Source organism: Streptomyces sp. NPDC002265 (genome assembly GCF_040296125.1).
Lineage (GTDB): Bacteria > Actinomycetota > Actinomycetes > Streptomycetales > Streptomycetaceae > Streptomyces.
Genome location: NZ_JBEOWS010000258.1, coordinates 1 through 14,486 on the forward strand (window position 1 = coordinate 1; position 14,486 = coordinate 14,486).

Consider the following 14,486-nt stretch of genomic DNA (forward strand, 5'->3'; position numbering starts at 1 on the left):
CGTTCTCGGGGGGGGGGTCACCTGGGTTTTGGCCCCCCCGCGTGCGCTAATAAATTTATCAATTGCTGGGGGCCCCCGTGGGGGGGGGGGGGGGGGGGCCCCCCCCCCCCGCAGGCACAGCACGGGCATTAACGGGTACGGCCCCGGTGCAGTACCTCACACCGGGGCCGTACGGTCGGTCGGCGCTCAGGCCTTCCACTTCTCCCAGGACATGTTCCAGCCGTTGAGGCCGTTGGCCGGGTCGACCACCGGGTCGGTGGAGTGCTTGACCTCCACCACGTCACCGACCATCGAGTGGTTGAAGAACCAGGCGGCCGGCACCCCGCTGTCGTAACCGCCGCGCACGTCGCGCAGGCCGACACAGCCGTGGCTGGCGTTGTAGTTGCCGAACGCGTCGCCGCCCCAGTAGTTGCCGTGCACGAAGGTGCCAGAGTCGGTCAGGCGCATGGCGTGCGGGACGTCCTTGATGTCGTACTCGCCGTCGTAGCCGACGGTGTCGCCGTTCATCCGGGTCACCTTGAACTTCTCGCTGATGACCATGCTGCCGTTCCAGGTCGCGTAGCCGGCCTTGCCGGTGGTGACCGGGATGGTCCGGACGGTCTTGCCGTCCTGCATGACCTTCATCGTGTGCTTCTTGGCGTCCACGACGGACACCTGGTTGCGGCCGATGGTGAAGGAGACGGTCTTGGACTGCTTGCCGTAGACGCCCTTGCGGCCCTCGACCCCGTCGAGGTTCAGCTTGACGGTGACCTTGGTGCCGGACTTCCAGTATTCCTCGGGACGGAAGTCCAGGCGGTCGTTGCCGAACCAGTGGCCCTCGACGTCAACGGCGGGCTCGGTCGTGATCTGGATGGCCTTCTTCACGTCGTCCGGCTTGGTGATGCCGCGCGTGAAGCGGATCGAGAACGGCATGCCGACACCGACGGTGGAGCCGTCCTCGGGGGTGAAGGTGCCGATGAAGGTGTTCTTCGGGCTGAGCGTGGTGAAGGAGGAGTCCTCCGCCGCCGTGCGGCCCGCGGCGTCCTTGGCGACCGCGTGCACCTCGTACTTGGTGGACGCCGCCAGGTGCGTGGTGGGCGTCCAGCCCGCGCCGTCCGCCGAGATCGTGCCGTCGACCTTCGTGCCCTTGGCGTCCTTGACGGTGACCTCGGTCAGCTTGCCCTTGGTGGCGCCGACCTTGAGGACGCCGCTGGTGTCGACCTCCTTGGCGCCGGTCTTGGGGGAGATGGTGACGACCGCCTCCGACTGCGCGCTCTGGGTCGCGGACGACTGCTTGCCCTTGTCCTTGCCGTCGCCGCCGGATCCGGCGTCCGCCCCGCCGCCGCACGCGGTCACGGAGAACAGCAGCACGCCCAGGGCTGCCGCCATCAGGCCGCCACGGCCCCGCTTCCGCGTTCCGCCCACGCGTGCGTCAACCGACGCCCCCGATATCGGTCGCACGTTCAACTCTTCTCCCCTCGCCGGACCCCGGCCCGGCCACCCCAGCGCATCCCATGCGCACTCTGGCGCATATTAACCACATGATCAGTGCGGTCGATGCCCGCCGATTGTCACCGTTCAGTCCCAACTGAGATCCCTCCCCCTTCGTCAGGTCCCGCACCCCGCCCGCTCACTTGACCGCGCTCCCCGCCTTCCACTGCTTCCACCCCATGTTCCAGCCGCCGAGCCCGTTGTCGGGGGCGACCTTCTTGTCGTCGCTGTGGACGACCTCGATGACGTCGCCGACCAGGCTGCGGTCGAAGAACCAGCCCGCGGGGGTGTCCGAGGCGCCGCCCTTCACGTCCCGCAGACCCACGCAGCCGTGGCTGACGTTGGCGTGCCCCGGGGCCGCGGGCGCCCAGTAGTTGCCGTGCAGGAAGGTGCCCGACTCGGTCAGCTGCATGGCGTGCGGCACGTCGGGGATGTCGTACTCGCCGCCGAAGCCGACCGTGCGGCTGTTCATCCGGGTGACCTCCAGCATGTCCATCACCACCATCTTCCCGTTGTAGGTGGTGGTCTTGGGGGCGCCCGCGGTGATGGGGACGGTGGCCACCAGTGCGCCGTCGCGCCGCACCTGCATGGTGTGCTTCGCCGCGTCGACCAGCGAGACCTGGCTGCGGCCGACGGTGAAGGAGACCGTCCGGTACTGGAGTCCGTAGACCCCGCGTGCTCCCTCGACGTCCCGCAGACGCAGGCTGACGGTGACCCGGGTGCCGGGCTTCCAGTACCCCTCGGGGCGGAAGTCCAGGCGGTCCTTGCCGAACCAGTGCGGGCGGATCTCGACCGCCGGCTGCGCGGTGACGCGGACGGCGCGCTCGACGGCGGCCCGGTTGTCGATCTTCCGGCTGAAGGCCAGCGAAACGATCATTCCGGTGCCGACCGTGGAACGGTTCTCCGGGGTCACGTACCCGATGAACCGCTCGGCGGGGACGTAGGTGGTGAAGGTGGTGTGCCGCGCCGAGCGGCGGCCGTCGCCGTCGACGGCGACCACGTCGACCGTGTACTTCGCCGCGAGCGCCAGCTTCTCCGTGGGCTCCCAGCGCCGCCGGTCCGAGGAGACGCGTCCGGGCACCGGGGTCACCTGCGCGTCCTGCGACTTGACGACCCGCACCGACTCCAGCCGCCCGTCCGTCACCTGGACCCCCAGCGCCCGGCCGGGGCGGACCTCCTTGGTGCCGTCGTCCGGCGAGATCCGGATGACGTCCTCGGGGTCCGGCGCCCTGCCGTGCGCCCCGCCGGCGCCGATCACCCCCGTCGGGTCCGTGTCGCAGCCGGCGGCGCCCGCAAGCAGCCCTGCCCATGTCAGTACGGCGGCCAGCGCGGCCCCCGCGCGCCGTGCGCGCCCGTTTACGTGCCTCACATGGATGCCAACGACCGGCCCGCCCCCTGGAAACGTGAGTGCGAGCCATGAGCTGGGCAGAACAGTGGGGAGGACGACGCGACAGGTGACCGCGGCCGGGACGCCGCGGGCCCGTCACCCGTTGTTCCATGTCGTGCCATGAGCCGCGGGAGGCCGAACCGTGTCCAGCGCAGCCGAGCAGGAGGCGGTGGCGGAAGAGCGCGCCACCGGGGACGGGCGTCCGGCCACCGCCGCCAACGGGGCACGGCGCAGGACGCCCGGGGTGCCGGTGTGGCCGGGTGCGCCGACGCCGCTGGGGGCCCGCTTCCGGGTCGGCCCGGACGGGGTGGCGGGTACCAACTTCGCGCTGTGGGCGGGCGGGGCCGAGGCGGTCGAGCTGTGCCTGTTCGACGGGCGCGGCCCGGACAGCAGGGAGACCCGCGCCCGGCTGACCGAACTGACGCACGAGATCTGGCACGGTTTCGTCCCGGGGGTGATGCCGGGTCAGCGGTACGGCTTCCGGGTGCACGGCCGCTGGGACCCGTGGACCGGCGCCCGCTGGAACCCGGCGAAGCTGCTCCTCGACCCGTACGCGCGCGCGGTGGACGGCGACTTCCGGCTGCCGCCCGAGGTGTACGGGCATGTCCGCGACTGGCCCCAGCAGCAGGTCGCCGACACCGTGCGCGACGACCGGGACTCGGCGCCGTACGTCCCGAAGGGTGTGGTCGTGCACGACGACGCGCCGGGCGACGAGTGGACGGACGACCGCCGCCCGAAGACGCCCTGGGCCGACTCGGTGATCTACGAGCTGCACGTCAGGGGCTTCACCAAGCTGCACCCCGGCATCCCGCCGGAGCTGCGCGGCACCTACGCCGGCCTCGCGCACCCGGCGGCGGTCGAGCACCTGGTGCAGCTGGGCGTGACGGCCGTGGAGCTGCTGCCGGTGCACCAGTTCGCGCACGAGGACCATCTGCTGCGGCGGGGGCTGCGCAACTACTGGGGATACAACTCGATCGGCTACTTCGCCCCGCACGCCGGGTACGCCGCCTCCGGTACGACCGGTCAGCAGGTCGGCGAGTTCAAGGACATGGTCCGGGCGCTGCACGCGGCCGGCATCGAGGTCATCCTCGACGTGGTCTACAACCACACCGCGGAGGCCGGCGAGCTGGGCCCGACGCTCTCCCTCAAGGGCATCGACAACCGCGGCTACTACCGGCTCCAGCCGGACGCCCGCCGCTACGCCGACTACACCGGCTGCGGCAACACCCTGCACGTGGTCCAGCCGCAGGTGCTGCGGCTGATCACCGACTCGCTGCGCTACTGGGTGACGGAGATGGGCGTCGACGGTTTCCGGTTCGACCTCGCGGCCGCGCTGGCCCGCTCCATGCACGACGTGGACATGCTCTCCCCGTTCCTGGCCGTCATCGCCCAGGACCCGGTGCTGCGCCGGGTGAAGCTCATCGCCGAACCGTGGGACGTCGGCTCCGGCGGCTACCAGGTCGGCGCGTTCCCACCGCTGTGGACCGAGTGGAACGACCGCTACCGCAACGCCGTACGGGACTTCTGGCGGCACGCGCTGCCGGACGTCCGCGAGATGGGCTACCGGCTGTCGGGGTCGAGCGACCTGTACGCCTGGGGCGGGCGGCGGCCGTACGCCTCGGTCAACTTCGTCACCGCGCACGACGGTTTCACCCTGCGCGACCTGGTGTCGTACGAGCGCAAGCACAACGAGGCCAACGGCGAGGGCAACCGGGACGGCACGGACGACAACCGGTCGTGGAACGGCGGCGCGGAGGGCGAGAGCGAGGACGAGCGGGTACGGGCGCTGCGGCGGCGCCAGCTGCGCAACCTGCTGACCACGCTGCTGCTGTCCACGGGGGTGCCGATGCTGGTCGCGGGCGACGAGCTCGGGCGCACCCAGCACGGCAACAACAACGCCTACTGCCAGGACAACGAGATCGGCTGGCTGGACTGGAGCCTGCTGGAGAACCCGGGCTGGCGCGCCCTGTTCGAGCTGACCTCTCGGCTGATCGCGCTGCGCCACCGCCATCCGGTGCTGCGCCGACGGGCGTTCTTCTCCGGGCGGGCGCACTCGGCGGACGGGCTGCGGGACCTGGCCTGGTTCACCGCGCGGGGCGCGGAGATGACGGAACGGGACTGGTACGCGCCCGCCGCCACGCTCGGCATGTACCTCTCCGGGCGGGACATCCCGGGCCGCGACGAGCGGGGCGCGCCGATCGTCGACGACAGCTTCCTGGCCGTGCTGCACGCCGGGGACCGGCCGGTGAGCTTCGTGCTGCCGGGGCCGCCGTGGGCGGAGCGCTACGAGGTGGTCGTGGACACCTCGCGGGAGGAGCAGGCACAGGCGCCCGGGGTGACGCACGAGGCGGGGGCGGCGATCACGGTGCCGGCCCGGTCCGTGCTCCTGCTGAAGGTCGGCTGAGCGGGGCGGGGCCCGCCCGGGTCAGCCGAGTATTCCGCGTTCGTACGCCGTCGCCACCGCGGCCGCCCGGTCCTTGACGCCGAGCTTGGCGTACAGGTGGGTGAGGTGGGTCTTCACGGTCGCCTCGCTGATGAACAGCTCCCGGGCTATCTCTCGGTTCGGCGTGCCCCGGGCGACCAGGGCCAGGACCTCCCGCTCGCGGGCGGACAGCGGCTCGGCGCCGGGCGCGCGCACGGCGCTGACCAGACGGGAGGCGACGGCCGGGGACAGGACCGTACGGCCCTCGGCGGCGGCCCGGACGGCGGTGAACAGCTCGTCGCGGGGCGCGTCCTTCAGCAGGTACCCGGTCGCGCCCGCCTCGATCGCGGGCAGGGTGTCGGAGTCGGTGTCGTAGGTGGTCAGCACCAGGACCCTGGCCCGGGCCCGGCGGCGGGTGAGCTCGGCGATGGCGTCCACTCCCCCGCCGCCCGGCATCCGCAGGTCCATCAGGATCACGTCCGGGTCGAGGGCGGCGGCCAGTTCGACGGCCTGCACCCCGTTCACCGCCTCGCCGACGACGGTGAAGCCGGGCGCGGAGTCGAACATGCCGCGCAGGCCGTCGCGTACGACGGGATGGTCGTCGACGATCAGCAGCGAGATGGCGGTGTCATCGGTCATGGCGCACCAACGGTACGCGAGCCGACAGCGCGGTGCCGTGGCCCGGTTCGGACTCCACGGCGAGGGAGCCGGCGATGCGTTCGGCTCGGGCACGCATCCCGTCGAGGCCGAACCCGCCGGTGCGGGTGCGCCGCGGCAGGCGCTCGGGGTCGAAGCCGGTGCCGTCGTCGCGGACGTCGAGGGTGACCTCGTCGCCCATGAAGCTGAGGGTGACGCCGACGCGGGTGGCGGCCGCGTGCCGGGCCGCGTTGGACAGGGCCTCCTGGGCGATGCGCAGCAGGGTGGCGGAGACCTCGTCGTGCAGTTGCTCCGCGGTGCCGGTGACGGTGAACTCGGCGCGCACTCCGGTGCGTTCGCCCCATTCGGCGACCGTCTTCTTCAGCGCCTCCGGCAGCCCGTCGTCGGCGAGCGCGACCGGGGCGAGGTTGTGCACGCTGCGGCGGGCCTCGCCGAGGCTGTGCCGGGCCAGGTCGGCGGCCCGGCCCAGGTGGGTGCGGGCCACGTCCAGGTCGGGGGCGCTCGCCACGACCTGGAGCTGGGCGATGATGCCGGTCAGGCCCTGGGCGATGGTGTCGTGGATCTCGGCGGCCAGCCGCCTGCGCTCGTCGGCGACCCCGGCCTCCCTTGCCTGGACCAGGAGTTGGGCGTGCAGCGCGGCGTTCTCGTCGAGTGCCTGCTGCAACGCGGCGTTGGTGCGGCCGAGTTCGGCGATGGTCTCGGCCTGGGTGCGGGCGTGCGCCTGCTCCTGCACGTTGAACCGGTTGAAGAGGGCGACCAGTGCGAGGTTGGCGCCGAACACCACGAGGAAGCCGAGCCACCACAGCAGACCGCGCGGCGGCATGCCGCCGATCTCGCTGCCCGCCATGGTGACGGCGGTCAGGAACAGTCCCGGCAGCATCAGCCGCCGGGTCAGCTGGCGGGCGGCGCTGTAGTAGCCGGTGACGGCGTAGAAGGCGAAGAAGGGGTTGAGCCAGGTGAGCACGAACCCGAGCGCCCAGCGGACGAAGTACAGTGCCGAGCTCGCCCGGTTGGGCCCCGACCACCGCCGGGCCGCCCGTCCCCAGCCCAGCTGGAGCAGTAAGGAGGCGGCCACCAGCAGGCCGGCGGCCCACATCGCGGCCGGAGTCATCCCGACCGCCCGGGCCGAGCCGGCCGCCGTCAGTACGCCCACCGCGAGCAGGGCGTAGGGCCCCCAGAGGTCGAAGAAGGCCCTGCGCTCGGGTTGTTCGGCCTGGGTCATGCCATCAGTGTCGGGCACGGCCGGCTCACTCCCAACGGAACCAGCGCGCCGCGCCCGCCGTCAGCAGCACCGCCCAGGCCGTGAGCACACCGAGGTGGTCCCAGCCGGGCCAGTGGCCCGCGGCGGCCTGGTCCAGGGCGCGGGCCGCCGCGCCGAACGGGGTCAGCCGGACCACCTGGGCCAGCGTGTGCGGCATCGCCCGCACCGGGATCCACACGCCCGCGCAGAACATCATCGGGAAGAACACCGCCGAGCCGATCGCGCTCGCGATCTTCGTGGTGCGCGACAGCGCCGAGACGACCGCGCCGAGCGCGAGGGCCGCGGCGGCCGCGAGCAGCAGCGCCAGCAGGTACCCGGCGGGCTGTCCGGGCAGCCGTACACCGAAGGCGAGCCGGCCGACGGCGAGCGCGAGCAGCGCCGAAGCCAGCGCCACCGTGCCCTGCACGGTCATCTGCGCGGCCAGCAGGGCGGTGGGCCGCACGGGGGTGAGCCGCATCCGGCGCAGGATGCCGCGCTCCCGGTAGCCGGTCAGCGCCTGGGGCAGGGTCTGCACGCCGGACATGATCAGGGCGATCAGTACGGCGATGGGGACATAGGCGTCGACGGGCCGCAGCCCGCCCAGGGAGTCGTCGGCGTCCCGGAAGGACGGGATCGAGCCGAGGATCGCCAGGAGCAGGGCCGGGAACAGGAAGACCCAGAAGACGGCCCCCGGTTCGCGGCGGAACAGCCGGAACTCGGCGCGCAGGACCGCGGTGTTCATATCGCCTTCTCCTTCTCCCCGGTGAGATCGAGGAACGCGTCGTCGAGCGTGGCGTCGGTGACGCGCAGCTGGTGGGCGGTGACCCGGTGGCGGGCGAGCAGGGTGATGACGGCGTTGACCGTCTCGTCGGTGCCGGACAGCGTGAGGCGGCCGTCCTTGTGCTCGACGGACGCGAGCGCGGGGAGCGCGTCCAGTTCCCGGTCGTCCAGCGGGGCGGACGGGGTGAAGCTGATGACGGTGGCGCCCGCGGAGCGCCGGATCAGTCCGGCCGGGGTGTCCAGGGCGACCACCCGGCCCTTGTCGATCACCGCGATCCGGTCGCAGAGCCGCTGGGCCTCCTCCATGAAGTGGGTGACCAGCAGGACGGTGACCCCGCCCGCCCGTACGTCCTCGATGAGCTGCCAGGTGTCCCGGCGGGCCCTGGGGTCCAGGCCGGTGGTCAGTTCGTCCAGGACGACGATCCGCGGGTTGCCGATCAGGGCGAGCGCGATGAGCAGGCGCTGCTTCTGGCCGCCGGAGAGTTTCCCGAACCGGGTGGTGAGCCGGTCGGTCAGCCCCAGGCGCTCGGCGAGCGGGCGCCAGTCCAGCGGGTCGGGATAGAAGGCGGCGTAGAGCTCCAGGGCCTCGCGGACGGTCAGTTTCGCCTGGAGCTCGCTCTCCTGGAGCTGGGCGCCCAGGACGCGGGCGACCCGTTCGTGGTCGGCGACCGGGTCGAGGCCGGTGACCCGGACCCGGCCGGCGTCGGGGACGCGCAGGCCCTCGACGCACTCGACGGTGGTGGTCTTGCCGGCGCCGTTCGGGCCGAGGACGCCGAAGATCTCGCCCTCCTCCACGGCGAAGGAGACGCCGTCCACGACGGCACGGCCCCCGTAGACCTTGCGCAGGTCCCTGACTTCGATGACGGACATGGGTCGAGCGTGCCGCGGGGAGCGGCGCGGGCACATCGGCCGTCCCGCCCGTACGCGCATCGGCCGATCGGATGACTCCGGTGTACGACCCCTCGAACATGCAGGTCGTAGGACCTGCGCCCGAGTCGGGTCCGGCCAAAACTCGGTAGGCGATGTCAGTGGCGTTCCGTAGGCTCGCTCCTGATGTCCACTACACCTGCCGCCGCCGAGAACCGCTCCGCCGTGCGCACCCTTCTACGGCTGTGGCCGTATGTGCGCCCGGTACGGGTGCGCCTGTTCACCGCCGCCTTCGTCGCGGTCGTCGCCTCCTGCGTGGGGCTGGTGATACCGCTTGTGCTGAAGTGGATGGTCGACGGGCCGATCGCCGACCGGGACTCCGCGGGCGTGTGGCGGGGCGCCCTGTACCTGCTGCTGCTCGGGGTCGCCGAGGCACTGCTGTTCGGGCTGCGGCGCTGGCTGGTCGCGCGGCCGCTGTCGCATGTCGAGGCGTCGATGCGGGCGCGGCTGTACCGGCACCTCCAGCGGCTGCCGGTGGCCTTCCACGACCGGTGGGCCTCCGGACAGCTGCTGTCACGGGCGACCACCGACCTGATGCTGGTCCGGATGTTCCTCGCCTTCCCGCTGACGTTCCTGCTGGTCAATGGAGTGACCATTGTCATCGGCGTGATCATCATGCTGCTCCAGGACTGGACGCTGGGCCTGGTGATCCTGGGCCCGACGGTGCCCCTGGTGATCATGTGCGTGGTCTTCGAGGAGCGGTACGCGCACGCGGCGCGGCTCGCGCAGGACCAGGTCGGCGATCTGACCACGGTCGTCGAGGAGAGCGTGCTCGGCATCCGCATCGTCAAGGGGTTCGGGCGCCACCGCAGTCAGGCGCGGGCGTTCCGTGAGCTGGCGCGGACGCTGCGGGGCACGGAACTGCGCAAGGCGCGGCTGCTGGCGGCGATCTGGGCGGTGATCGTGACGCTGCCGGAGCTGGCCATCGGGGCGGCGCTGGTGGTCGGGGCGGTACAGGTGGCGGACGGCACGCTGTCCGCGGGCACGCTGGTGGCCTTCCTGTCGACGGCGCTGGCGCTGCGCTGGCCGGTGGAGTCCATCGGTTTCCTGCTGGCGATGAGCCAGGAGGCGTCGACGGCGACGGAGCGGTACTTCGAGGTGATGGACGCACCGCCGGAGTCGGCCGACCCGGACGCCCCGCCCGCATCTGCCGGGGACGCCTCGTCCGCCGCGAGCGGCTCACCCGCCGGGGACGGCGGGCTGCGCTTCCACGGCGTCCGGTTCCGCTATCCGGACGCCCCGCCGGACTCCCCGCCGCTGCTCGACCACATCGAACTGCACGTCCGACCCGGCGAGTCGATGGCCCTGGTCGGGGCCACCGGAAGCGGCAAGACCACGCTCACCGCGCTCGTCCCCCGGCTGCACGAGGTGACGTCCGGGCGGATCACCCTGGACGGCGAGGACATCACCGCGATGCCCCGCGAGGAACTGCGCGCGAAGGTCGCGGTCGCCTTCGAGGAACCCACGCTCTTCTCGGCGAGCGTCGGGGACAACGTCCTGATGGGCGCCGACGGCGACGCCGGCACGCCGGAGCTGGAGCGGGCCCTGGCCGTCGCCCAGGCGGCCGACTTCGTGCACGCGCTGCCGCAGGGGACGCTGACCCAGGTCGGCGAACAGGGCCTGAGCCTGTCCGGCGGCCAGCGGCAGCGCCTCGCGCTGGCGCGCGCGGTGGTCGGCCGGCCGCGGTTCCTGGTGCTCGACGACCCGCTGTCGGCCCTGGACGTGCACACGGAGGCCGCCGTCGAGGCCGCCCTGCGCCGGGTGCTCGTGGACACCACGGCCCTGATCGTCGCCCACCGGCCGTCCACGGTCCTGCTCGCCGACCGGGTCGCGCTGCTCGCCGACGGACGCATCCAGGCCGTCGGCACCCACCAGGAACTGCTGCGCACCAGCGCGGAGTACGCCCGGCTGATGTCCGGGGACGATCCCGAAGAGCCGTCCGGCCCCGAGGAGGGCGACCGATGACCGCCGCCACCACGACGTCCGCCGCCGTCACCGAGGGAGAGGACCGGCCGGACCCCGACGAGCGGGCCGCCGACCCCTTCGACCGCGACGTACTGCCCACCCCGCCCGGTGCCACGGCCGCGCTGCTGCGCTCCCTGCTGGCCCCGATGAAGAGGCGGGTGGTGCTGACCACGGTCCTGCTGCTGCTCCAGCAGGCGGCGGTGCAGACGGGTCCGCTGCTGGTGGCCTACGCCATCGACCGGGCCGTGCCGGCGCTGCGCGACGGCGACCGCGGTCCGCTGATCGCGGTGGCCGTCGCCTATCTGCTGTGCGCACTGGCCTCGGGCGGGATGCAGTACGCGTTCACCGTGGTCTCCGCCCGGGTGAACCAGGACGTCCTGCTCGATCTGCGCGGCCGGATCTTCCGCCACGCCCAGGCGCTCAGCGTGGACTTCCACGAGCGCTACACCTCGGGCCGGCTGATCTCCCGCTCCACGACGGACGTCGAGTCGCTGCGCGAGCTGCTCAACGAGGGCCTGCAGGAGCTGGTGACGGTCCTGCTGTCGTTCGTGTACATCTCGGCGATGCTGCTCTGGCTGGACCTCGGGATCGGCGCGGTCGCGGTGGCCTCGGCCGTGCCGCTGTACCTGCTCGTACGGCTGTACCAGCGGCGCGCGGGCGAGGTGTACCGGGAGCGGTCGACGGCGATCGCCGCGGTGATCGTGAAGTTCGTGGAGACGATGAACGGCATCCGGCCGGTGCGCTCCTTCCGCCGCGAGAGCGCCAACGACGCCGAGTTCGGCGTCCTCAACCGGCGGCACGAGCGCACCAACGGCGACGCGCTGCTGGAGATGGCCCGCTATGTCGTCGGCTCCCGGCTGGTGTCCAGCACCGCCCTGGCCCTGACCGTGCTGTGGGGGGCCTGGCGGGTGGCGGACGACTCGCTGGCGCTGGGCGTGCTGGCGGCGGCGGTGCTGTACCTGCGGCGGCTGTACGACCCGATCGACCGCCTCGGCATGTTCCTCAACTCCTACCAGTCGGCGGCCGCCTCGCTGGAGAAGATCGCGGGTCTGCTGGCGCAGACGCCGTCCGTGCCCGAGGCCGTGAAGCCCCGGGAGCTGCCCGCGCGCGAGGGCGACCACCCGGGCCGCACGGCCGTCTTCGACGGCGTCCGGTTCGCCTACCGCACCGGCGGCGAGATCCTGCCCCGCTTCGACCTGACCCTGCCGGCCGGGCAGACGGTCGCGGTCGTCGGCTCCACCGGCGCCGGCAAGTCCACGCTGGCCAAGCTGCTGGCCCGGTTCTACGACCCCACCGCGGGCCGCGTCACGCTGGACGGCGTCGACCTGCGCGACCTCGCGCTGCCCGAACTGCGGCGCGGGGTGGTCATGGTGACCCAGGAGGCGTTCCTGTTCTCCGGCACGGTCGCCGAGAACATCGCGATCGGCCGTCCGGACGCGAGCCGGGAGGAGATCGAGCGGGCGGCGAAGGCGATCGGCGCGCACGAGTTCATCAGCGCCCTGCCGGACGGCTACGACACGGACGTCCGCAAGCGGGGCGGGCGGATCTCGGCCGGTCAGCGGCAACTCGTGGCCTTCGCACGGGCGTTGCTCGCCGACCCGGCGGTGCTGATCCTCGACGAGGCGACCAGCTCGCTGGACATCCCCGGGGAGCGGGCGGTGCAGCAGGCGATGACGACGGTGCTGCGCGGCCGTACAGCGGTGGTGATCGCGCACCGGCTGTCGACCGTCGAGATCGCCGACCGGGTGCTGGTCATGGAGCACGGACGGATCGTGGAGGACGGCAGCCCGGCCGAACTGACCGCGGGCACCGGCAGGTTCTCCGACCTGCACCGGGCCTGGCGGGACAGCCTGGTCTGAGCGGGGGCCCCGGAAGTGATCGACGCGTACGAGGACCCCGGCACGCCCGACCGCCGGGGCGGCTGGCACTACCTGTGGTGGCTGGTGACCCGGCAGCCCTGGCGGTCGGTCGCCGGGGCGGTGATCGCCAGTGTCTGGATGGTGCTCGGGGCGGCGACGCCGTATCTGATGTCCCGGGCGATCGACGACGGTCTCCAGCCGGGCGACCGGGTCGCGCTCGCCGGGTGGACGGCCGCGCTGTTCGCGGTCGGCGCGTTCAACGCCTGGCTGGGCATCATGCGGCACCGCACGATGACCCGGGTGCGGATGGACGCCAACTTCCGCACGGTCAAGGTGGTCGTCGGGCACACGGTGCGGCTGGGGGCCTCGCTGGCCCGCCGGACCGGGGCCGGCGAGGTGGTCACGATCGGCGTGGGCGACGTGCAGACGATCAGCACCTCACTCACGGTGGTCGGACCCGGGGTCGGCGCGCTCGTCGCCTACGCCGTGGTCGCCGGGCTGCTGCTGTCGGTCTCGGCGCGGCTGGCCGTGGTGGTGCTGCTCGGGGTGCCCGTGATCGTCGTACTGGTGGGGCCGCTGCTGGGGCGGTTGCAGGGCGCGGAGTCGGAGTACCGGGAGCGGCAGGGCGTGCTGACCGCGCGCATCGGCGATCTGGCGGGCGGTCTGCGGGTCCTCAACGGCCTGGGCGGCAAGGAGCTGTTCGCGGACGCCTTCCGCCGGGACTCGCGGCGGCTGCGCGAGCAGGGCTACCGGGTCGGTGCGGTGACGAGCTGGATGCAGGCGCTCGGGGTCGGGCTGCCGACGCTGTTCCTCGGCCTGGTGACCTGGCTCGCGGCCCGGTCGGCCGCCCAGGGCGAGATCACCGTGGGCGAGCTGGTGGCGGTGTACGGCTATGTCGCGGTCCTGGTGGTCCCGGTGGCGTTCCTGATCGAGTGCGGCCACCAGCTCGCCCGGGGCGTGGTGGCCGCCCGGCGGGTGGTGGGGCTGCTGCGGCTGGAGCCCGAGCCGGACGGCGGTGCGTGCGCCGCCCCGGCCGAACCGGCGGTGCTGTACGACCCGGAGTCCGGGGTGCGGGTGACACCGGGGCGGCTGACCGCGCTGGCCGGGGCGCGGCCCGCCGACACGGCGGCCGTCCTCGACCGGCTCGGCCGGTACGCGCCGTCGGCGGCGACCTGGGGCGACACTCGCCTGGACGAGATGCCGCTGCCGCAGGTCCGGGCGCGGATCCTGGTCGCCGACCACGAGGCCGAGCTGTTCGCGGGCACGCTGCGGGAACTGGTCGGCGGCCACCGGGAGCCGGCCGAGCGGAACATCCGGCGGGCGGTGCACTCGGCGGTGGCCGAGGACATCGTGCAGGGTCTGCCGGACGGGCTCGACTCGGCGATCGACGCGCGGGCCCGCAATCTGTCCGGCGGGCAGCGGCAGCGGGTCCGGCTGGTGCGGGCGCTGCTGGCCGACCCGGAGGTGCTGCTGGCGGTGGAACCGACGTCCGCGCTCGACGCGCACACCGAGGCGGCGGTGGCGGCCCGGCTGCGGCCGGCCCGCAGCGGCCGTACGACCGTGCTGACCAGTACCTCCCCGCTCGTCCTCGACCACGCCGACACCGTGCACTTCGTGGTGGACGGCAAGGTCGCCGCGACGGGCACGCACCGGCAGCTGCTGGCCCGCGAGCCGGACTACCGGGCCCTGGTCGCACGGGGCGCCGAGGACGAGCAGGGCGAAACCGGCCGCCCAGTTCAGCTCGCGAGGCTTGCGGAAGGCGCCGGTGAAGAACACGCG

9 protein-coding genes and 2 pseudogenes are annotated in these 14,486 nt (G+C 72.9%); 4 read left to right on the forward strand and 7 right to left on the reverse strand.

Going from position 1 to position 14,486, the window contains the following annotated elements; genetic code table 11:
• Positions 1-186 precede the first annotated feature (186 nt).
• On the reverse strand, positions 187-1,446 hold the full coding sequence (locus ABT085_RS33155; protein ID WP_502982861.1) for a L,D-transpeptidase: 1,260 nt from the start codon (positions 1,444-1,446) through the stop codon (positions 187-189).
• 163 nt (positions 1,447-1,609) lie between these two features.
• Positions 1,610-2,839: a L,D-transpeptidase gene (locus ABT085_RS33160; protein WP_351616389.1), complete on the reverse strand. Its 1,230-nt coding sequence runs from the start codon at positions 2,837-2,839 to the stop codon at positions 1,610-1,612.
• Between the two features lie 160 nt (positions 2,840-2,999).
• Here ABT085_RS33160 and glgX point away from each other — a divergent pair, with 160 nt between their 5' ends.
• Entirely contained in the window at positions 3,000-5,261 is a 2,262-nt protein-coding gene (gene glgX, locus ABT085_RS33165) for a glycogen debranching protein GlgX (RefSeq protein ID WP_351616391.1), read from the forward strand.
• A gap of 21 nt (positions 5,262-5,282) precedes the next feature.
• Here the strand turns inward: glgX and ABT085_RS33170 are convergent, their stop codons facing one another.
• The 4 genes from ABT085_RS33170 to ABT085_RS33185 are packed head-to-tail and all read right to left on the reverse strand — an operon-like array spanning position 5,283 to position 8,826.
• Positions 5,283-5,918: a response regulator gene (locus tag ABT085_RS33170; protein ID WP_351616394.1), complete on the reverse strand. Its 636-nt coding sequence runs from the start codon at positions 5,916-5,918 to the stop codon at positions 5,283-5,285.
• Positions 5,908-7,158 (reverse strand): sensor histidine kinase, encoded by a 1,251-nt coding sequence (locus ABT085_RS33175; RefSeq protein WP_351616397.1) that lies wholly within the window; start codon positions 7,156-7,158, stop codon positions 5,908-5,910. The genes ABT085_RS33170 and ABT085_RS33175 overlap by 11 nt, the downstream gene beginning before the upstream one ends.
• A 25-nt stretch (positions 7,159-7,183) precedes the next feature.
• The gene (locus ABT085_RS33180; protein WP_351616399.1) at positions 7,184-7,918 is read right to left on the reverse strand and encodes an ABC transporter permease; all 735 of its coding nucleotides are present in this window, start codon (positions 7,916-7,918) and stop codon (positions 7,184-7,186) included.
• Complete coding sequence (locus tag ABT085_RS33185; RefSeq protein ID WP_351616400.1) at positions 7,915-8,826, reverse strand: ABC transporter ATP-binding protein; 912 nt, start codon at positions 8,824-8,826, stop codon at positions 7,915-7,917. The genes ABT085_RS33180 and ABT085_RS33185 overlap by 4 nt, the downstream gene beginning before the upstream one ends.
• Positions 8,827-9,009: 183 nt before the next feature.
• On the opposite strand from ABT085_RS33185, the gene ABT085_RS33190 reads away from it, so the two are divergent.
• From ABT085_RS33190 to ABT085_RS33200, 3 genes and pseudogenes are all read left to right on the forward strand, one after another.
• Positions 9,010-10,848, forward strand: a complete 1,839-nt coding sequence (locus ABT085_RS33190; RefSeq protein ID WP_351616402.1) for an ABC transporter ATP-binding protein — start codon at positions 9,010-9,012, stop codon at positions 10,846-10,848.
• Positions 10,845-12,707, forward strand: coding sequence for an ABC transporter ATP-binding protein (locus ABT085_RS33195; protein ID WP_351616404.1), 1,863 nt, complete (start codon positions 10,845-10,847; stop codon positions 12,705-12,707). The genes ABT085_RS33190 and ABT085_RS33195 overlap by 4 nt, the downstream gene beginning before the upstream one ends.
• Positions 12,708-12,722: 15 nt before the next feature.
• Positions 12,723-14,423: pseudogene (locus tag ABT085_RS33200) on the forward strand (ABC transporter ATP-binding protein); the annotation flags it as partial.
• On the opposite strand, the pseudogene ABT085_RS46810 reads toward ABT085_RS33200, so the two are convergent.
• Positions 14,409-14,486, reverse strand: a pseudogene (locus ABT085_RS46810) (cytochrome b N-terminal domain-containing protein); the annotation flags it as partial. The pseudogenes ABT085_RS33200 and ABT085_RS46810 overlap by 15 nt on opposite strands.